Genomic DNA, 18,704 nt, shown 5'->3' with positions numbered 1-18,704 from the left:
AAAAGGGATCGCTCACCGCGATCCCTTTTTTTCATCCCGCCTTACCCCAGGTTCTTGCCCAGCAACGCGTGATACAGCTCGCTGTCGCCAAGAATCCCCACCACATGGTTGTTGTCGTGCAGCACCAGTTTGTTGCCGGTCTGGTAGCGAATCTGCAGCGCGTCGCGCATGCCGATGTTCGAGTCCACCAGGGTCGGCTTGCGCTCCAGGGCTTCCACTGCTTGCCCCGGTGCCCAGTTCTGCAGGTTCAGCACCGAACCGTTCTGCCGCGCACCCTTGATTGTGTTGCCTTCGGCCAGGTCCAGCCACGAATCGCCGCCCGGGTCGAGGCACACCGAACCGTTGATGCGTTTGCAGTTGTCCAGCGTGCGCATCAGGCTGCGCCCGCACAGAACGTTGAGCGGGTTGGTGTGGGCTACGAAGGTGCGCACATAGTCGTCCGCCGGGTTGAGCACGATCTCTTCCGGCACGCTGTACTGGATGATCCGGCCGTCCTTCATGATCGCGATGCGGCTACCCAGTTTCAGTGCTTCGTCGAGATCGTGACTCACAAACACGATGGTCTTGCTCAGCTTGCGTTGCAGTTCCAGCAGTTCGTCCTGCAGGCCCTGACGGATCAGCGGGTCGAGTGCCGAGAACGGTTCGTCCATCAGCAGAATGTCGGCGTCCATCGCCAGTGCCCGGGCCAGGCCGACCCGCTGCTGCATGCCGCCGGAGAGTTCATCGGGCTTCTTGTTGCGCCATTGGGTCAGGCCCACCAGTTCGAGCTTGTCGTCCACCAGCTTGCGCCGTTCCTTTTCCGGTCGGCCCTGCATTTCCAGACCGAAACTGATGTTCTCGCGCACCGTCAGCCACGGCATCAGGGCGAACTTCTGGAACACCATGGCGATGCGTTTGGTGCGCATCATTTTCAGTTCGGCCGGCGTGCAGGACGCGATATCGATCTGCTTGCCTTCGTGCTCGACGAACAGCTTGCCGCGACTCACGGTGTTGAGGCCGTTGATGCAGCGCAGCAGGCTCGACTTGCCAGAGCCGGACAGGCCCATCAGTACGCAGATCTCGCCTTTGTTGATGTCCAGACTGGCCTTTTCCACGCCGACGATCTGCCCGGTCTTTTTCAGGATCTCGCTGCGGGTCAAACCTTGATCGAGAAGTTTCAGTGCTTCGCGCGGATCCTTGGTGAAGATCACGTCAACGTTATCGAAGCGAATTATGCTCATGCGTCACCCCCTACTTTGGCGTCGGGTTGTTTGCAGATACGGTCGAGCATGATCGCCAGCAGTACGATCGCCAGGCCCGCTTCGAAGCCCAGGGCGATATCAGCAGTGTTCAGTGCGTTGACCACCGGTTTGCCGAGTCCGTCGGCGCCTACCAGTGCCGCGATCACCACCATCGACAGCGACAGCATGATGCACTGGGTGATGCCGGCAGCGATGCTCGGCATGGCGTGAGGCAGTTCGATCCGTGAGAGCAATTGGCGACGCGAGCAGCCGAAGGCCTTGCCGGCGTCCATCAGTTCTTGCGGGACATCGCGGATGCCCAGGTAGGTCAGGCGGATCGGTGCAGCGATGGCGAACACCACCGTGGAGATCAGGCCCGGCACCACACCCAGCCCGAAGAGGGTCAGGGTAGGAATGAGGTAAACGAAGGTCGGTACGGTCTGCATCAGATCGAGTACCGGACGCATTAAAGTGTAGAACATCGGCTTGTGCGCAGCGACGATGCCCAGCGGTACGCCGATGACCACGCAGACCAGGGTCGCGAACATGACCTGGGCGAGGGTTTCCATGGTTTCCTGCCAGTACCCCAGGTTGAGGATCAGCAGGAACGAGGCAATCACAAAAACAGTCAGCCCCCATTTGCGCTGGATGAAATGCGCGAGCAGGGCGATGAGGCCGATCAAGACGAAGGGATTGAACCAGGTCAGCGCAAACGTCACGCCGTGGATCATCGTTTCCAGTGTCACGGCGATTGCGTCGAAGGTGCTGGCGCCGTGTTGCGTCAACCATTCAACGAAGCCCGCGATGTACTGGCCTAAAGGGATTTTCTGATCAATCAGCATGGTAGTGAACGTCCGCATGCAAGGAATAAACAGCCCGGGCGAGCGAACTCGCCCGGCGTAAGGCAATTACTGTGCGAGCTTGGCTTTCACGGCCTCCAGGCCTGGTTTACCGTCAATGGTGGTCACGCCAGCGAGCCAGGTATCGAGCACCTGAGGGTTCTTTTTCAGCCAGGCCTTGGCGGCCGCTTCAGGCTTCATCTTGTCGTCGAGGATGTTGCCCATCAGGGTACTTTCCATGTCGACGGTGAACTCCAGGTTCTTCAGCAACTGACCGACGTTGCTGCATTCGGTGGTGTAGCCCTTGCGGGTGTTGGTCGCCACGGTGGCAGCACCGAAATCGGGGCCGAAGAAGTCATCGCCGCCGGTCAGGTATTGAATCTTGAAGCGCTTGTTCATCGGGTGCGGCGCCCAGCCGAGGAAGACCACGGCGGTGTCGCGTTTCTGCGCGCGGTCGACCTGCGAGAGCATGCCCGCTTCGGACGATTCGACGACCTTGAAGCCGGCGGTTTTCAAACCGAAAGCGTCCTTGTCGATCATGCTCTGGATCAAGCGGTTGCCGTCGTTGCCAGGCTCGATGCCGTAAATCTTGCCATCGAGCTCTTTCTTGAATTTGGCGATGTCGGCGAAGTCATGCAAGCCCTTGTCGTACAGGGCTTGCGGTACAGCGAGGGTGTACTTGGCACCCTTGAGGTTGGTGCGCACCACTTCGACGGTGCCGGCATCGCGGTAGGCCTTGATGTCGTTTTCCATGGTCGGCATCCAGTTACCGAGGAACACGTCCATGTTCTTGCCGTCGGCCAGCGACTTGTAGGTCACGGGCACTGAGATCATGGTGGTCTTGGTCTTGTAGCCGAGGGCGTCGAGCACCACCGACGTGGTGGCGGTGGTGGCGGTGATGTCGGTCCAGCCGACATCGGAGAAGTTAACGGTACTGCACTGCGCCGGTTCTGCGGCTTGAGCCAGTAACGGCAGACTCAGCATGGCGGCCAACAACAACGACGGGGAACCTTTCATGGATGGACTCCTTGGTGTTTTTTTTGGCAGTGTTCCGACTGTGGACCACCGCACTTATAGGTTGCGGTTGGATGGCGTTCTGGAGACAGCTCTACCACGGCGCCTTGCAATCGAGTCATAACGATCATGTACCAGTGAAAATCTGACGCCTACAGGGTGGGTCGTATCCAGTACAGGGATGGTCGCATCCAGTGTCAGTGACGTCGTTTACAGCTTTTTTCCGCCCCGTTTGGCCATCTGAACCGCATAAAAACGGCGAAAACACGGGAGGAAACCGGCACGGCGTTGGTGGGCATGAGTGCGTCGGTGTCAGACGCCGAGCGACCTGACAAAAGCCTGATGATGCGGGCATTCCGGCGGATCGCAGCTTGAGCGTAGCAGCTCCGCCAGCGGGCGCTTAACGCCCGGGAACGGCATCCTCAGGAGCTCTGCAGCAATGGCTATCAGCGTTTTCGACCTGTTCAAAATCGGCATCGGCCCGTCCAGTTCCCACACCGTCGGCCCGATGCGCGCCGCCGCCCTGTTTGTCGAAGCGCTGCGCGACCGGCATCTGCTCGAACAGGTACGGCGTATAGAAGTGCAACTGTTCGGCTCACTGTCGGCTACCGGTATCGGCCACGGCAGCGACAACGCAGTGATCATGGGCCTGATGGGCGAATGGCCGGACGCAATCGACCCGTCGCAGATCGGCCCGCGCATTCAGGCGCTGCGCGAAACTCACACGCTGTTATTGGATGGTCGTCTGTCGGTGCCGTTTGTCTGGGCCCGCGACATGCGCCTGATCGACGAAAACCTGCCGTTCCATCCCAACGCCATGACTCTGGTTGCCGAAGGCGATCACGGCGAGATTCATCGCGACACCTACTATTCGGTCGGTGGCGGTTTTGTCGTGGATCAGGCGCAGGCATCCAGCGGTGTGGTCGATCTGGATCGCACCGAATTGCCTTACGACTTTTCCAGCGCGGTGGAACTGCTGCAGCTGTGCCAAAAGAACAACCTGCGTGTCGCCGAACTGATGATGGCCAACGAAAAGGTCTGGCGCAGCGAAGAGGAAATCCGTGCCGGGCTGATGAAGCTGTGGCGGGCGATGCAGGATTGCGTCGAGCAGGGCCTCAAGCACGAAGGCATCCTTCCCGGCGGTCTCAATGTGCGCCGGCGCGCGGCCAAGTTGCATCGCAGCCTGCAGGAGTTGAACAAGCCCAACGTGATCGGCTCGACCCTCAGTGCCATGGAGTGGGTCAACCTGTATGCCCTCGCGGTCAATGAAGAAAACGCTGCCGGCGGGCGCATGGTCACGGCGCCGACCAATGGCGCGGCGGGGATCATCCCGGCGGTGTTGCACTACTTTATGAAGTTCAGCGAAGCGGTCACCGACGCCAATGTGGTCGATTACTTCCTGGGCGCGGCGGCGGTGGGGATTCTGTGCAAGAAGAACGCCTCGATCTCCGGTGCCGAAGTCGGCTGCCAGGGCGAGGTTGGTTCGGCCTGCGCGATGGCGGCGGCGGGACTGGCGGAGATCCTCGGTGCCACTCCGGAGCAATTGTGCAACGCGGCGGAAATCGGCCTGGAACATAACCTCGGCCTGACCTGCGATCCGGTCGGCGGCCTGGTGCAGGTGCCGTGTATCGAGCGCAACGCAATTGCCGCTGTGAAGGCGATCAACGCGGCGCAGATGGCCCTGCGTGGTGATGGTCAGCACTTCATCTCGCTGGACCGGGTGATCCGCACCATGCGTGATACCGGCGCCGATATGCATGACAAATATAAAGAGACCTCGCGGGGTGGTTTGGCCGTTAGCGCGGTTGAGTGCTGAGTCAGTGACACCAAGGTGAGTTCTTCGCGAGCAGGCTCGCTCCCACAGGAGCATGCATTCCAAATGTGGGAGCGAGCCTGCTCGCGAAGGGGCCAGACCAGTCAAAACTGCTCGCTAACGGAACACACATAACCGCAGGCGCCACCTTTTAGCGCGTCGTAATCAGATAAGAGCTTTTCCCACTCGCAGTGCGCCATTCGCACTCCCTGCCGTCCGTCACCCGTGCTTGCGGTGACACTCTGAAACAACTGCGCGCAAGCCCGTTCCCACAAGTGCTACCGATCTGCTCACGGGCAGCGGGGCAGGGCTCTCGGCGCCGCTGATGGCACTTCGAAACACCGTGTGTCCGACGTCTTGAATAGACACGTCGCGACGTCGTTTTCAGGAGTTATTGAACAGCCATTCAATTTTAGGCATGGCAATTGCTCTGTCATAACAAAGCCCGTCTCCCACGCGAGAACGCCGGCAATAACAAGAGCCTCCGCCTGAGGCCATCACCCGCTTTGTGTGAGGAGATACCGCGATGACGTCGTTCAACTCCGGGGCCCAACCCCAGAACCGTGCGCCTCAATCCATCGGCTTTCTGCTGCTGGACAATTTCACGCTGATTTCTCTGGCCTCCGCAGTCGAGCCCCTGCGCATGGCCAACCAATTGTCCGGTCGTGAGCTGTATCGCTGGAGCACACTGACCGTCGATGGCGGTCAGGTGTGGGCCAGTGACGGTCTGCAAATCACCCCCGATGCCTCCATGCACAAAGCTCCGCCCCTGGACACCGTGATCGTCTGCGGCGGGATCGGCATTCAACGCACCGTGACCCGTGAACACGTGTCATGGCTGCAGAGCCAGGCGCGTCAGTCCAAGCGTCTGGGCGCAGTGTGCACCGGCAGTTGGGCTTTGGCTTGCGCCGGTCTGCTCGACGGTTTCGATTGCAGTGTGCACTGGGAATGTCTGGCGGCGATGCAGGAAGCATTCCCGCGCGTGGCGATGAGCACCCGTCTGTTCACCCTCGACCGTAACCGTTTCACCAGTTCCGGCGGCACCGCGCCACTGGACATGATGTTGCACCTGATCAGCCGCGATCACGGTCGCGAACTGTCCGCCGCGATCTCGGAAATGTTCGTCTACGAACGCATCCGCAACGAGCAGGATCATCAGCGTGTGCCGCTCAAGCATATGCTCGGCACCAACCAGCCGAAGCTGCAGGAAATCGTCGCGCTGATGGAAGCCAATCTGGAAGAGCCGATCGACCTCGACGAACTGGCGGTGTACGTCGCCGTGTCGCGTCGACAGCTGGAGCGGCTGTTCCAGAAATACCTGCACTGCTCGCCGTCGCGCTACTACTTGAAGCTGCGCCTGATCCGCGCGCGGCAATTGCTCAAGCAAACGCCGATGTCGATCATCGAAGTCGCGTCGGTGTGTGGTTTCGTCTCGACGCCGCACTTCTCCAAGTGCTACCGCGAATACTTCGGCATTCCGCCGCGTGACGAACGCGTAGGCTCCAACACCACCCAGCAAGTGGCGATGCTGCCGCTGCCGCAGGCGATCGTGATGTCGCCGCTATCGGGACCGATGTCGGCGTTGAGTCAGGCGCGTAATGAGTCGACGTTTGCCAGCGTAAGGCTGTAGACCGAGTCATCGTTCTTCGCGAGCAGGCTCGCTCCCACCTGGAATGCATTTCAAATGTGGGAGCGAGCCTGCTCGCGAATGGATTTATCAGGCGCTATGGCTTTGCTGGTAATCCGCCAACGCCGGCAACAACTGTTTGTCGATCGCCTGGCGCACCGCAGGCTGGATACTGGCGCCGCTGGTGTACATGTCCTTGACCATCTTGCGCAATTCAAACGCGCGAACATTGTCCAGACCACGCACAGCACACTCACAGGCCTGCTCGGCGGTCGAACCGCTCGGCACTTGAAAACCCAATGCCTTGAGCTGGCCCAACAAGTCTTCCTGATCGATCAAATCGGCATACATCATGGCGCGCTTCCTTCTTCGGCAACGGAGGTCGTGACTCGATTCTGGTGGGCATGTGGAGGCACGGCAAGGGCGATTTGTCGCAGTGGCCGCGACGGCTATGAACAGGTCGTTTTCGGCTAACTCAGTGCCAAGGGGAGTCGGCACACTGACCTCAGCTCGCTACAGACGGTTTGGTCACCCTCGACTGGCAGCTCCTCAACAGTACCCTCTGCCCCGATCCTGTCACGGCTTGTATCGGGGCTTTTTTTGCCTGTGAATCCGGGAGAGGGGTGTGGTTGGCGCTGACGCCTTCGCGAGCAGGCTCGCGAAGAACGATGACGCGGTTTACCGTTGCAACACCAGAATCCGCGACAACAACTCATCCCGATCGATGTAGCAACCCTGGAAATGCCGCGCCCCGGTGGCCGGGTCAAACGCATTGCGCGCATGCAGCGTGCGGCGATTATCGAAGCACCACAGTTCACCCGGATTGAGTCGCTGCATCAGGCGAAAACGTGGCTCACGGGTCATGGCGATCAAGCGCCGATAGGCCCGGTACAGCAGCGGCATTTGCTCCACCGATGTATCGAACGCTCCGCGCAGAAAGTTCGCCATGCGAACCTCCGCGACCCGGCCCAACGCGTCCAGCGCAATGATCGGCGCCAGGCAGCGATAGTCGCTGTGGCGATCCTTGTTGCGGAATTCCACGGGGATCTCGCACAGCGCCTGAAACAGCTCCGGTGCTTCCTGACGCAACGCGTCGGCAATCGCAAAACCGTCGACAAAAATACTCTCGCCACCCTCGGCATCATTCACCAGGCAATGCAGAAATTGCAGACCCGGTTGCAGTTCGCGAGTCGGCAAGTCGGTGTGCAACGGCAGGTTGAAAGCGGTGTAGGCGTTGCTGTCGGCATCGGTCTTGGACTGCACGTTGAACAGCACGCCGAAGTTGCTCTCGCGGATGAACGAAATGCGCTGCGCGATCAGCTTCAGCGAACCGGGTTCGGTGGGCACGCCGCGTACTTGCGTCAGGCCGATGTCGCGCACCGCGATCAGCCATTGCAGCAGCGCGCCGTTGTCGTTCATCAGCGCTGAATAGTCGAATACCGGTAGCTGCAAATCGCTGCGCCACAGGTAAGCCTTGGGTTTGGCGGCCAGACGTTCGGCGCGGGACTCGTCGTCATAGGCGTGCGCGCGCAGCCAGCCCGGATCGAAGCGACTGCGATGGCCGTCCTGCCAGTCGATCTGCAGACAGCCGTCGCTGTCGATGTGCGCGTTGGCGGGGACGAGATCCGGCGCAGCATCGACGATCTCGAATACCTGTTCGCGGGTGACGTTGTAGACGCACTGCTCGCACGGGCAGTTATCTCGCAACCAGACGTGATGGAACGGGCTGACGCGGCCGTCGGCCCAGGCAAGCGAAACGCGATCCGCCAGGTTCTGCACGCCGCTCAGCGCGCTGATCAACGGATAAGTACGAAAATCGGCAACAGCAGCAGTGTGCATGGCGGCTCCTTGCGTGGGAGGGATTAACGGGCGGGTGGCAGGGCGATGACCCGACCGATGTAAGCCGGGGCGGGCAGATCGACTTGCTCGGCGGCGATGGCTTGCAGGCGGCTCAAGGTGTCCGGGGTGAACGGCGCGGAACGTGGGCCGGCGAGATCGACGTGCAACAGCATCTGCTCGTTACCGGCCAGTTCCTTGTCGTCGCCGGCCAGGTGCAGGCTGTGATAGAGGTGCAGGCGTTTGCTGTCGTGACCGATGATCTGCGTGCGCACCTCGACCTCGGCGTCGAGCTTCACTTCGTGCAGATAATTCAGGTGCAGTTCGAGGGTGAACAACGAGTGGCCGCTGGCTTCGCGGTTGTTGCTGTCCATGCCGAGACGGTCCATCAGCGCGTCGGTGGCGTAGCTGAAAATCAGCAGGTAGAAGGCGTCGCGCAGATGGCCGTTGTAGTCGACCCAGTCGGGGATTATGGTAGTTTGGTAGGTGGTGAGAGTGGGCATGGTGTTGGTTCCGGCAGTTGAAGGGTCATCAAGATCAAAAGCCACCCCTCACCCCAGCCCTCTCCCCATAGGGGAGAGGGGGAAAGGGAGCAGATCGGGGGCTTTTCAAAGCCTGTGTTCGGCTCGGTATTTCAAGTCGGTGTAACTCGCCCATTCACCTCGGTCAGTCCCCTCTCCCCCCGGGAGAGGGTTAGGGTGAGGGCAGCAGTTTCAAGCCAGACACATCACTCGCTGAAACTCATTCCATGCTTTTCTTTGGTGGTCTTCACCGCCTCCAGCACCGCCAGCAGGCAGTCATCACGATAGCGCTCCAGTGCTGAAATGCTGTGGCGGCCAAGCTGATCGCTGGTGCCATCGACCACATCGTCGATCAGCTTGTCGGTCAGTTCCGGTGCCGGCAGATAGGTCCACGGCAACTGCAACGCCGGGCCGAACTGCGACATGAAGTGGCGCATCCCCGCGTCACCGCCGGCCAGCGTATAGGTCAGGAACGTGCCCATGAACGACCAGCGCAGACCGGCGCCAAAACGGATCGCGTCGTCGATCTCGCCAGTGGTCGCCACGCCGTCGTTGACCAGGTGCAGCGCCTCGCGCCACAGCGCTTCGAGCAGACGGTCAGCGATGAATCCCGGCACTTCCTTGCGCACATGCAGCGGGCGCATGCCGAGGGATTCGTAGACTTTCATCGCCGCTTGCACGGCCTCGGGCGCGGTGTTCTTGCCGCCGACCACTTCCACCAGCGGCAGCAGGTAAACCGGGTTAAACGGGTGCCCGACCACGCAGCGTTCAGGGTGGGTCGAGCTCTCGTAGAATTCGCTCGGCAACAGGCCGGAAGTGCTCGATCCGATCAAGGCATCAGGCTTGGCCGCTGCGCTGATTTTGCTGTGCAGATCGAGTTTCAGCTCGAGGCGTTCCGGGGCACTTTCCTGAATGAAATCGGCATCGCGCACGCATTCTTCGATGGTCGCGACAAAGCGCAAACGATCCTGCGAGGCGCCGGGTGCCAGACCGTTTTTCTCCAGCGCACCCCAGGCATTCGCCACGCGTTTGCGCAGCGCAGCTTCAGCGCCGGGCGCCGGGTCCCAGGCCACCACGTCGAGGCCATGGGCGAGGGCACGCGCGACCCAGCCGCTGCCGATGACACCGCTGCCGAGGGCGGCGAAGGTTTTGATGTCGGTGATAAAGCTCATGGTGATTTCCTGAATTTGGCACAAAAAACTGTGGGAGCGGGCTTGCTCGCGAAGAGGCCGGTACATCCGACGCATCTTTATGGGCAGAGCCAACGCCTTCGCGAGCAATCCCGCTCCCACAGGGGGAAATGAGTGCTGGGTCAGCCGCGCTGGGTCAGCCCCATCTTTTTGCGACCCTCAGCCGGGGTCAGCACGCGGGCGCCGAGGCGGCTGAGGATCTCGTTGGCGCGTTCGACCAGTTGACCGTTGGTCGCCAGCACGCCCTTGTCCAGCCACAGGTTGTCTTCCAGACCAACCCGCACGTTGCCGCCGAGCAGCACCGCTTGCGCGGCCATCGGCATCTGCATGCGGCCGATGCCGAACCCTGCCCACACCGCATCGGCAGGCAGGTTGTCGACCATGGCTTTCATGGTGGTGGTGTCGGCCGGCGCGCCCCACGGGATGCCCAGGCACAGCTGGAACAGCGGGTTGTCGAGCAAACCTTCCTTGATCATCTGCTTGGCAAACCACAGGTGGCCGGTGTCGAAAATCTCCAGTTCGGCCTTCACCCCCAGCTCGGTGATGCGCTTGGCGCCGGCGCGCAGTTGCGCCGGGGTCGAGACATAAATGGTGTCGCCGTCGCCGAAGTTCAGCGTGCCGCAATCGAGGGTGCAGATTTCCGGCAGCAACTCTTCAACGTGGGCCAGACGGGTCAGCGGGCCGACCAGGTCGGTGTTCGGGCCGAACTCCATCGGGTGCTCGCCAGCGCCGATTTCGAGGTCGCCGCCCATGCCGGCGGTGAGGTTGACGATGATGTCGACGTCGGCCTCACGGATGCGCTCCATCACTTCGCGATACAGCGCCACGTCACGGCTGAACTTGCCGGTCTGCGGGTCGCGCACATGGCAATGGACGACGGTGGCGCCGGCCTTGGCCGCTTCCACCGCAGCCGCGGCGATCTGTTTCGGGGTGACCGGCACGTGGGGGCTCTTGGCGGTCGTGTCGCCAGCACCGGTAAGTGCGCAGGTGATGATGACGTCGTGGTTCATGGTGCGGTTTCCTTCAGGCGTGTTGAGTCTGTTCGCAGCCCTTTCTCGGGCTGCGAAGCGTCGGTCAGTCCCCTCTCCCTGGGGAGAGGGTTAGGGTGAGGGGCTTTTCAAACGGGGGTTATTTACTGGTCAGTTGCAGATTTTCAGCGGCCGGTTTGCCGTCGAAGGTGGTCACACCTTCCAGCCAGCGCTGCTTGTCTTCGGGGTGATCCTTGAGCCATTGCTTGGCCGACTCGAAGGCGTCCTTGTGATCGAGCAGTGGCTGCATCATCCGGCTCTCGTCTTCGGCGGTGAACGTCAGGTTGCTCAGCAGCCGACCGATGTTCGGGCACTGTTCAGCGTATTTCGGCGCGGTGACCGTCCATACCGTGGCCATGCCTTCGTTCGGGCCGAGGGCGTCCTCGCTGCCGGTGAGATAAGTCATCTGCACGTTGACGTTCATCGGGTGCGGCGCCCAGCCGAAGAACACCACGGCTTCCTTGCGGCGCACGGCGCGGTCGACGGCGGCGAGCATCCCGGCTTCGCTGGACTCGACCAGCTGGAATTTGCCGAGGCCGAACTGGTTCTTGGCGATCATCGCCTTGATCTGCGTGTTGGCGCCCGAACCCGGCTCGATGCCGTAGATCTTGCCGCCCAGCTCCTTCTCGAATTTGGCGATGTCGGCGAAGGTTTTCAGGCCCTTGTCCGCCAGATAGGTCGGCACCGCGAGGGTGGCGCGGGCGTCCTTCAGGCTTGGTGCCGGCAGGACTTTGACCTGGTTGGCATCGACGAACGGGGTGATGGTCTGGGTCATCAGCGGGTTCCAGTAACCGAGGAACAGGTCCAGCCGCTGATCGCGGATCCCGGCGAAGATGATTTGCTGGGACGCGCTGGTCTGTTTGGTGTTGTAGCCGAGGCCATCGAGCAGCACTTGGGTCATGGCACTGGTGGCGATCACGTCGGTCCAGTTGACGACGCCCATGCGCACGTTCTGGCACGACGCAGGTTCGGCTGCCATGACGCTGGCGCTCAAGAAAGCGGTACCGCTGAGTGCAAGAACACAGCTGCTGATCAGTCGTTTCATGTCGGGTTCCTCGGCAGGTCGTTATTGTGAGTTCCGGCATCTGGCGTGCCGGTGATGCAAAGTTACGCAGCTGTAGGCCTTTGAAAGCGCACTGCGGCGACTGGCTCTTGCACTGTAGCGACCTGTGCGCTTGAACGCTGACGACAATCGGCGTATCAACGATCCACGCTACCCGCTAACCGAGTGCGCCCATGTCCCAGGATTTCTACTTTCTGCTGATGCCGGGGTTTTCCGCCATCGGCTTTATCTCCGCGATCGAACCGCTGCGGGTAGCCAACCGTTTTCGTGGCGAGCTGTACCGCTGGCACGTGCTCAGCGCCGATGGCGGGGCGGTGCTGGCGAGCAATGGCATGTCGGTCAACGCCGACGCGGCGCTGGAGCCGCTGAAGAAAGGCGCGACGCTGTTAGTGGTGGCCGGATTCGAACCGTTGAAGTTCGCCACGCCGACCCTTGAGCACTGGCTGCGACGCCTGGACAACGAAGGCGTGACCCTTGGCGCTATCGACACCGGCAGCTTCGTCCTCGCGGAGGCCGGCCTGCTCGACGGTCATCGCCTGACCCTGCACTGGGAAGCCATCGATGCGTTCAAAGAGTCTTATCCACAGCTCAGCGTGACGCAGGAACTGTTCGAGATCGATCGGCGGCGCATTACCTCGGCGGGTGGCACCGCCTCCATCGATTTGATGCTCGACCTGATCGCCCAGGCCCATGGCCCGCAACTGGCCATCCAGGTCAGCGAGCAGTTCGTGCTGGGGCGGATTCGTCCGCGCAAGGACCACCAGCGCATGGAAGTCGCCACGCGTTACGGCATCAGCAACAAGAAGTTGGTGCAAGTGATTGGCGAGATGGAGCAACACAGCGAACCACCGCTGACCACGCTGCAACTGGCGGAATCGATCAAGGTGACACGGCGGCAACTGGAGCGCCTGTTTCGGCTGCATCTGAACGACACACCGAGCAATTTTTATCTGCGCCTGCGATTGGAGAAAGCCCGGCAGCTGTTGCGTCAGACCGATATGAGCGTGCTCGAAGTCAGCATCGCCTGCGGCTTTGAATCACCGTCGTATTTCACCCGCAGCTATCGAGCGAGGTTCGCTCGCTGCCCCCGCGAAGACCGGCGTACCGCCCAAGCCTGAATGAATGTACACAAAACCAATGTGGGAGCGGGCTTGCTCGCGAATGCGGTGGATCAGTCAACTCATGTGTCGACTGACACTCCGCATTCGCGAGCAAGCCCGCTCCCACATTTTTGATCTTCAGTGTCTGAAGAAAAGGTTACTTCTTCACCAACGCCGAACACGCCGCCTTGTAAGCCTCATGCTGATACTTGTTCAGCGTCCCCGGCAGCTCAAAGTTGTGCTTCTTGGCCTGCGCATTGATCGTCTGCGGCGACAATAGCGTTACCTCGCACCCCTCCAGCAACTGAAACACACCTTCGATCTTGAACGTGGTCGGCCCACCGGCAAACTCACCCTTCTTGCTGCGCTTCTTGATCGCAATCCGATCAATCGAATGCTCGCGCACAAACGAAGCGACCTGCGCCGCGAAGCGTTTGACGTTGGCTGCCTCGTCATCATCGTCGAGGGCGATTTTCTTGGTGTTGAGCGCCACATGGCTCAGCGTTGCCCCGTCAAGGGAGGCCACGGCGATGATCGCTTCGCTGCCTTTGATTTCGATGCCGCAGATGTTCATGGGAATTCCTTTGAATGAAGAGGGCAGCCTACAACTCAAGCTGATTGGCGGTGATGCCGAACGCTGCGGCAATTCTCTCGCGGGTTGCCTTGCGTGGCTTAGCTACCGTTTCCTGTTGAGCGAACGCCGGCTGGGAAATTCCCAGACGTTTTGCCACTTCTTCCTGAGTCAGGTTCAGGTGTTCGCGCCAGGCACGGATCGGTGTCGCCCCGTCGACCATGCGACTAACCACCTCATGCGGGATCAGATCGGGTTGCATTTTCTGCGCGACGTATTGAGCGTAGGGAATGACTACGAAGGCCGGGTTGCCTTCGGCATCGTTGATGATTTGGATGTCGACAGATTGAGTCATGGCACTGGAAATATAAGTCTTTTATAAGATTTTCGAATCTTTACTTATATTTTCCAGTCGGCCAATCAACAACGTTTGTCGGCATGTTGCCGAAATTCCAGGATCACTCCTGCCCAATCGACTCCAAAAACTCCGACCGTTCGTCACTCATCCGTGCCACGCAGTCATTCTGCGCAATCTTGAACGCCTTGCTGCCTTCGGTGGCGGGGAAGGCTTCCACGGCGCAATCGGCGTCGCGGGTTTTCAGCCATTGTTGCTGGGCGGTTTTCAGTTTGGCGGTGATGTCGGCCAGTTGCGCGGCGTTTTTGCCGTAGGTGGTCTGCATGCGCTCGTTGAGGCTGGCGTAGTTGTCCTTGAGCAGGTCTTCGGCGGTGGTGCGGCTGTAGGTCGAGCATTCCAGGGTCTGGACGTCGTTTTCCACCGCGTCGCACGGGTTGTTGTCGGTGTCTTCGGCGGCGTGTACGCCGGTCGCCATCAGTGCCAAAGCCAGGAAGATCGATTTCATGGTTGTCGCCGCTCTAATCCAGTGGTGTATCCAAGATGCACCAGATTCTGGCTCAAGCTGGCGGGCTTGAACAGGTAGCTGATCGGGGCGCCTGGCGACCCTTTGTCGCGGATTGACGCTTTCGGCAATTCCCCTGTCGTTTTTGCACCCGGTCGCCCCGGCACCGAGGCATATGCTGGCCCCAAAGCGCCGGCAGACGATTCGGCGCATGAATCGCCAATAAGGGGACGCCTGATGAGCCCAGCCGAATTACACGCCGACAGCATCGTTATCGACGGTCTGATCATTGCCAAATGGAACCGCGAGCTGTTCGAAGACATGCGCAAGGGCGGTCTGACGGCGGCCAACTGCACTGTGTCGGTGTGGGAAGGCTTTCAGGCGACCGTGAACAATATTGCCGCCAGCCAGAAGCTGATCCGCGAAAACAGTGACCTGGTGATGCCGGTGCGCACCACCGCCGACATCCGCCGCGCCAAGGAGCAGGGCAAGACCGGCATCCTTTTCGGCTTCCAGAACGCCCACGCGTTCGAAGACCAGATCGGCTATGTCGAGGTGTTCAAGCAGCTCGGCGTCGGCATCGTGCAGATGTGCTACAACACCCAGAACCTGGTCGGCACCGGTTGCTACGAGCGTGACGGCGGCCTGTCGGGCTTCGGTCGCGAAATCGTCGCCGAGATGAACCGCGTCGGCGTCATGTGCGACCTGTCCCACGTCGGCTCCAAGACTTCCGAAGAAGTCATCCTCGAATCGAAAAAACCGGTCTGCTATTCCCACTGCCTGCCGTCGGGTCTGAAAGAGCACCCACGCAACAAGTCCGATGCTGAACTGAAGTTCATTGCTGACCACGGCGGTTTTGTCGGCGTGACCATGTTTGCACCATTCCTCGCCAAGGGCATCGATTCGACCATCGACGATTACGCCGAAGCCATCGAATACACCATGAACATCGTCGGCGAAGACGCCATCGGCATCGGCACCGACTTCACCCAGGGTCACGGCCAGGATTTCTTCGAATACCTGACCCACGACAAGGGCTACGCCCGCCGTCTGACCAGCTTCGGCAAGATCATCAACCCGCTGGGCATCCGCACCGTCGGCGAGTTCCCGAACCTGACCGAAACCCTGCTCAAGCGCGGCCACCCCGAGCGAGTGGTGCGCAAGATCATGGGCGAGAACTGGGTCAACGTCTTGAAAGATGTTTGGGGCGAATAAGCCACCGCACTTCTGAATCCTTTCCCCCGGCCGTTCGTGCCGGGGGCAACAAACCGAATTTTCTGGAGTTAAGTTTCCATGGCCAAGATCGCCCCGCAATTGCCAATCGAAGTCGACAGCGAGACCGGTGTCTGGACCTCCGACGCCCTGCCGATGCTCTACGTGCCACGTCACTTCTTCGTCAACAACCACATGGGTATCGAGGAAGTGCTGGGCGCCGACGCCTATGCCGAGATCCTCTACAAGGCCGGCTACAAGTCCGCCTGGCACTGGTGCGAAAAAGAAGCCGAATGCCACGGCCTGGAAGGCGTCGCGGTGTTCGAACATTACATGAAGCGCCTGTCGCAACGCGGTTGGGGCCTGTTCAAGATCCAGGACATCGACCTCGACAAAGGTACCGCCAGCGTCAAGCTCGAACACTCCGCGTTCGTCTACGTCTACGGCAAGGTCGGGCGCAAGGTTGACTACATGTTCACCGGCTGGTTTGCCGGCGCCATGGACCAGATCCTCGCCGCTCGCGGCAGCAAGATTCGTACGGTTGCCGAGCAAGTCTACGGTGGCTCCGAAGAAGGCCACGACGACGGCCTGTTCACCGTCAAGCCGTTGTAAGTCGAGGAACCCGCCATGGCTTTCGAAGCAATGTTCCAGCCGATCCAGATCGGCAAATTGACCATCCGCAACCGCGTGCTCAGCACCGCGCACGCTGAGGTCTACGCGACTGACGGTGGCATGACCACCGAGCGCTACGTCAAATACTACGAAGAGAAAGCCAAGGGCGGCATTGGCCTGGCGATCTGCGGCGGTTCGTCGGTGGTCGCCATCGACAGTCCGCAGCAATGGTGGAGTTCGGTCAACCTGTCCACCGACCGGATCATCCCGCACTTCCAGAATCTGGCCGACGCCATGCACAAGCATGGCGCCAAGATCATGATCCAGATTACCCACATGGGCCGACGCTCGCGTTGGGATGGTTTCCACTGGCCGACCCTGATGTCGCCGTCGGGTATCCGTGAACCCGTGCACCGTGCGACCTGCAAGACCATCGAGCCGGAAGAGATCTGGCGGGTGATCGGCAACTACGCCCAGGCGGCGCGCCGCGCCAAGGCCGGTGGCCTGGACGGTGTCGAGCTGTCGGCCGTGCACCAGCACATGATCGACCAGTTCTGGAGCCCGCGCGTCAACAAGCGTACCGACGAATGGGGTGGCAGCTTCGAAGGCCGGATGAAGTTTGGCCTGGAAGTACTGAAAGCCGTGCGTGCCGAGGTCGGTGACGACTTCTGCGTGGGCATGCGTATCTGCGGTGACGAGTTCCACCCGGACGGTCTGTCCCACGAGGACATGAAGCAGATCGCCAAGTATTACGACGACACCGGGATGCTCGATTTCATCGGCGTCGTCGGCTCGGGTTGCGACACCCACAACACCCTGGCCAACGTGATTCCGAACATGAGTTATCCGCCGGAGCCGTTCCTGCATCTGGCGGCCGGGATCAAGGAAGTGGTCAAGGTTCCGGTGCTGCACGCGCAGAACATCAAGGACCCGAACCAGGCCACGCGCATCCTTGAAGGCGGTTACGTCGACATGGTCGGCATGACCCGCGCGCACATCGCCGACCCGCACCTGATCGCCAAGATCAAGATGGGCCAGATCGACCAGATCAAACAGTGCGTCGGCGCCAACTACTGCATCGACCGTCAGTATCAAGGTCTGGACGTGCTGTGCATCCAGAACGCCGCGACCTCTCGTGAATACATGGGCGTGCCGCACATCATCGAGAAGTCCACAGGCGTCAAACGCAAAGTGGTGATCGTTGGTGCCGGCCCGGCCGGGATGGAAGCAGCACGCGTCTCTGCCGAGCGTGGCCACGACGTGACCCTGTTCGAGAAGAAAGAATTTATCGGCGGGCAGATCACTACCGCGTCGAAAGCGCCGCAACGGGACCAGATCGCCGGCATCACCCGCTGGTTCCAGCTGGAACTGGCGCGGCTGAAAGTCGACCTGCGTCTGGGCACTGCGGCCGATGCGGCAACCATTATGGATCTGCGTCCGGACGTGGTGGTGCTGGCGGTCGGTGGGCATCCATTCCTTGAGCAGAACGAACACTGGGGCGCCGCCGAAGGGTTGGTGGTCAGCAGCTGGGACGTGCTCGACGGCAAGGTCGCGCCGGGCAAGAACGTGCTGGTCTACGACACCATCTGCGAGTTCACCGGGATGTCGGTGGCCGACTTCCTCGCCGACAAGGGCAGCCAGGTCGAGATCGTCACCGACGACATCAAGCCGGGCGTGGCCATCGGCGGTACATCGTTCCCGACTTACTACCGCAGCATGTACCCGAAAGAAGTGATCATGACCGGCGACATGATGCTGGAAAAGGTCTACCGCGAAGGCGACAAGCTGGTGGCGGTGCTGGAGAACGAATACACCGGCGCCAAAGAGGAGCGGGTGGTCGATCAGGTGGTGGTGGAAAACGGCGTGCGTCCGGATGAGGAGATCTACTACGCGCTCAAAGAGGGTTCGCGCAACAAGGGCCAGATCGACGTCGAAGCGCTGTTCGCTATCCAGCCGCAGCCATCGTTGAGCAGCACCGGTGACGGCTACTTGCTGTTCCGCATCGGTGACTGCGTGGCGCAGCGTAATACCCATGCTGCGATCTATGACGCGTTGCGCCTTTGCAAAGACTTCTAAGACTTGCACCAAACCCTGTGGGAGCGAGCCTGCTCGCGAATGCAATCTGTCAGTTGACGATGATGTCGACTGACCCAGCGCTTTCGCGAGCAGGCTCGCTCCCACAGTAAAGCGGACCGTGTTTC

Annotated in this window: 18 protein-coding genes; 6 read left to right on the top strand and 12 right to left on the bottom strand. The window is 60.6% G+C overall.

Features of this window, described 5'->3' with window-relative positions; all coding sequences use genetic code 11:
- Window positions 1-41: 41 nt before the first annotated feature.
- The 3 genes from choV to AC3WMV_RS18980 form a co-directional block, all read right to left on the bottom strand.
- On the bottom strand, window positions 42-1,220 hold the full coding sequence (gene choV / locus AC3WMV_RS18990; RefSeq protein ID WP_007962646.1) for a choline ABC transporter ATP-binding protein: 1,179 nt from the start codon (window positions 1,218-1,220) through the stop codon (window positions 42-44).
- Window positions 1,217-2,062, bottom strand: coding sequence for a choline ABC transporter permease subunit (choW, locus tag AC3WMV_RS18985; RefSeq protein ID WP_007962645.1), 846 nt, complete (start codon window positions 2,060-2,062; stop codon window positions 1,217-1,219). The genes choV and choW overlap by 4 nt, the downstream gene beginning before the upstream one ends.
- 66 nt (window positions 2,063-2,128) lie before the next feature.
- Window positions 2,129-3,076 carry a choline ABC transporter substrate-binding protein gene (locus AC3WMV_RS18980; RefSeq protein WP_027610641.1) on the bottom strand — a complete coding sequence of 316 codons (948 nt, stop codon included), beginning with the start codon at window positions 3,074-3,076 and terminating at the stop codon, window positions 2,129-2,131.
- A gap of 436 nt (window positions 3,077-3,512) precedes the next feature.
- On the opposite strand from AC3WMV_RS18980, the gene AC3WMV_RS18975 reads away from it, so the two are divergent.
- Together AC3WMV_RS18975 and gbdR are read left to right on the top strand one after the other, a co-directional pair.
- Window positions 3,513-4,889, top strand: coding sequence for an L-serine ammonia-lyase (locus AC3WMV_RS18975; RefSeq protein WP_103368833.1), 1,377 nt, complete (start codon window positions 3,513-3,515; stop codon window positions 4,887-4,889).
- Between the two features lie 523 nt (window positions 4,890-5,412).
- Window positions 5,413-6,516 carry a choline metabolism transcriptional regulator GbdR gene (gene gbdR / locus AC3WMV_RS18970; RefSeq protein ID WP_007949927.1) on the top strand — a complete coding sequence of 368 codons (1,104 nt, stop codon included), beginning with the start codon at window positions 5,413-5,415 and terminating at the stop codon, window positions 6,514-6,516.
- Between the two features lie 87 nt (window positions 6,517-6,603).
- Here gbdR and AC3WMV_RS18965 read toward each other — a convergent pair whose 3' ends face one another.
- The 6 genes from AC3WMV_RS18965 to AC3WMV_RS18940 form a co-directional block, all read right to left on the bottom strand.
- Window positions 6,604-6,867 carry a hypothetical protein gene (locus tag AC3WMV_RS18965; RefSeq protein WP_007962640.1) on the bottom strand — a complete coding sequence of 88 codons (264 nt, stop codon included), beginning with the start codon at window positions 6,865-6,867 and terminating at the stop codon, window positions 6,604-6,606.
- Window positions 6,868-7,191: 324 nt separating this feature from the next.
- The gene (locus AC3WMV_RS18960; RefSeq protein WP_103368834.1) at window positions 7,192-8,352 is read right to left on the bottom strand and encodes a gamma-butyrobetaine dioxygenase; all 1,161 of its coding nucleotides are present in this window, start codon (window positions 8,350-8,352) and stop codon (window positions 7,192-7,194) included.
- A gap of 23 nt (window positions 8,353-8,375) precedes the next feature.
- Entirely contained in the window at window positions 8,376-8,852 is a 477-nt protein-coding gene (locus AC3WMV_RS18955; RefSeq protein WP_103368835.1) for a thioesterase family protein, read from the bottom strand.
- 224 nt (window positions 8,853-9,076) lie between these two features.
- The gene (locus AC3WMV_RS18950; protein ID WP_096795714.1) at window positions 9,077-10,042 is read right to left on the bottom strand and encodes an L-carnitine dehydrogenase; all 966 of its coding nucleotides are present in this window, start codon (window positions 10,040-10,042) and stop codon (window positions 9,077-9,079) included.
- 140 nt (window positions 10,043-10,182) lie between these two features.
- Complete coding sequence (gene cdhC, locus AC3WMV_RS18945) at window positions 10,183-11,070, bottom strand: 3-dehydrocarnitine:acetyl-CoA trimethylamine transferase CdhC (RefSeq protein WP_027610645.1); 888 nt, start codon at window positions 11,068-11,070, stop codon at window positions 10,183-10,185.
- A gap of 118 nt (window positions 11,071-11,188) precedes the next feature.
- On the bottom strand, window positions 11,189-12,133 hold the full coding sequence (locus AC3WMV_RS18940; protein WP_096795713.1) for a choline ABC transporter substrate-binding protein: 945 nt from the start codon (window positions 12,131-12,133) through the stop codon (window positions 11,189-11,191).
- Between the two features lie 191 nt (window positions 12,134-12,324).
- Here AC3WMV_RS18940 and AC3WMV_RS18935 point away from each other — a divergent pair, with 191 nt between their 5' ends.
- A complete protein-coding gene (locus tag AC3WMV_RS18935) occupies window positions 12,325-13,269 on the top strand; it encodes a GlxA family transcriptional regulator (protein ID WP_095121415.1) in 945 nt (314 codons plus the stop codon).
- A 139-nt stretch (window positions 13,270-13,408) separates the two neighbouring features.
- Here AC3WMV_RS18935 and AC3WMV_RS18930 read toward each other — a convergent pair whose 3' ends face one another.
- The 3 genes from AC3WMV_RS18930 to AC3WMV_RS18920 all read right to left on the bottom strand — a co-directional run bounded on the left by AC3WMV_RS18930 (window position 13,409) and on the right by AC3WMV_RS18920 (window position 14,682).
- Window positions 13,409-13,825, bottom strand: coding sequence for a DUF3010 family protein (locus AC3WMV_RS18930; RefSeq protein ID WP_027610648.1), 417 nt, complete (start codon window positions 13,823-13,825; stop codon window positions 13,409-13,411).
- Window positions 13,826-13,853: 28 nt separating this feature from the next.
- Window positions 13,854-14,177 (bottom strand): helix-turn-helix domain-containing protein, encoded by a 324-nt coding sequence (locus AC3WMV_RS18925; protein WP_103368836.1) that lies wholly within the window; start codon window positions 14,175-14,177, stop codon window positions 13,854-13,856.
- A 103-nt stretch (window positions 14,178-14,280) separates the two neighbouring features.
- Window positions 14,281-14,682 (bottom strand): lysozyme inhibitor LprI family protein, encoded by a 402-nt coding sequence (locus AC3WMV_RS18920; RefSeq protein WP_086793643.1) that lies wholly within the window; start codon window positions 14,680-14,682, stop codon window positions 14,281-14,283.
- Between the two features lie 234 nt (window positions 14,683-14,916).
- On the opposite strand from AC3WMV_RS18920, the gene AC3WMV_RS18915 reads away from it, so the two are divergent.
- The 3 genes from AC3WMV_RS18915 (at window position 14,917) to dgcA (ending at window position 18,579) form a co-directional block, all read left to right on the top strand.
- Window positions 14,917-15,894, top strand: coding sequence for a dipeptidase (locus AC3WMV_RS18915; protein ID WP_103368837.1), 978 nt, complete (start codon window positions 14,917-14,919; stop codon window positions 15,892-15,894).
- A gap of 78 nt (window positions 15,895-15,972) precedes the next feature.
- The gene (locus AC3WMV_RS18910) at window positions 15,973-16,503 is read left to right on the top strand and encodes a DUF5943 domain-containing protein (protein ID WP_007926354.1); all 531 of its coding nucleotides are present in this window, start codon (window positions 15,973-15,975) and stop codon (window positions 16,501-16,503) included.
- Between the two features lie 15 nt (window positions 16,504-16,518).
- On the top strand, window positions 16,519-18,579 hold the full coding sequence (dgcA, locus tag AC3WMV_RS18905) for a dimethylglycine demethylation protein DgcA (RefSeq protein ID WP_047596497.1): 2,061 nt from the start codon (window positions 16,519-16,521) through the stop codon (window positions 18,577-18,579).
- Window positions 18,580-18,704: the final 125 nt, after the last annotated feature.

This window comes from Pseudomonas sp. FW305-3-2-15-E-TSA4, from assembly GCF_058787295.1.
Note: the sequence above shows the minus strand (reverse complement) of the source record. Positions and strands in the feature narration are given on the sequence as shown.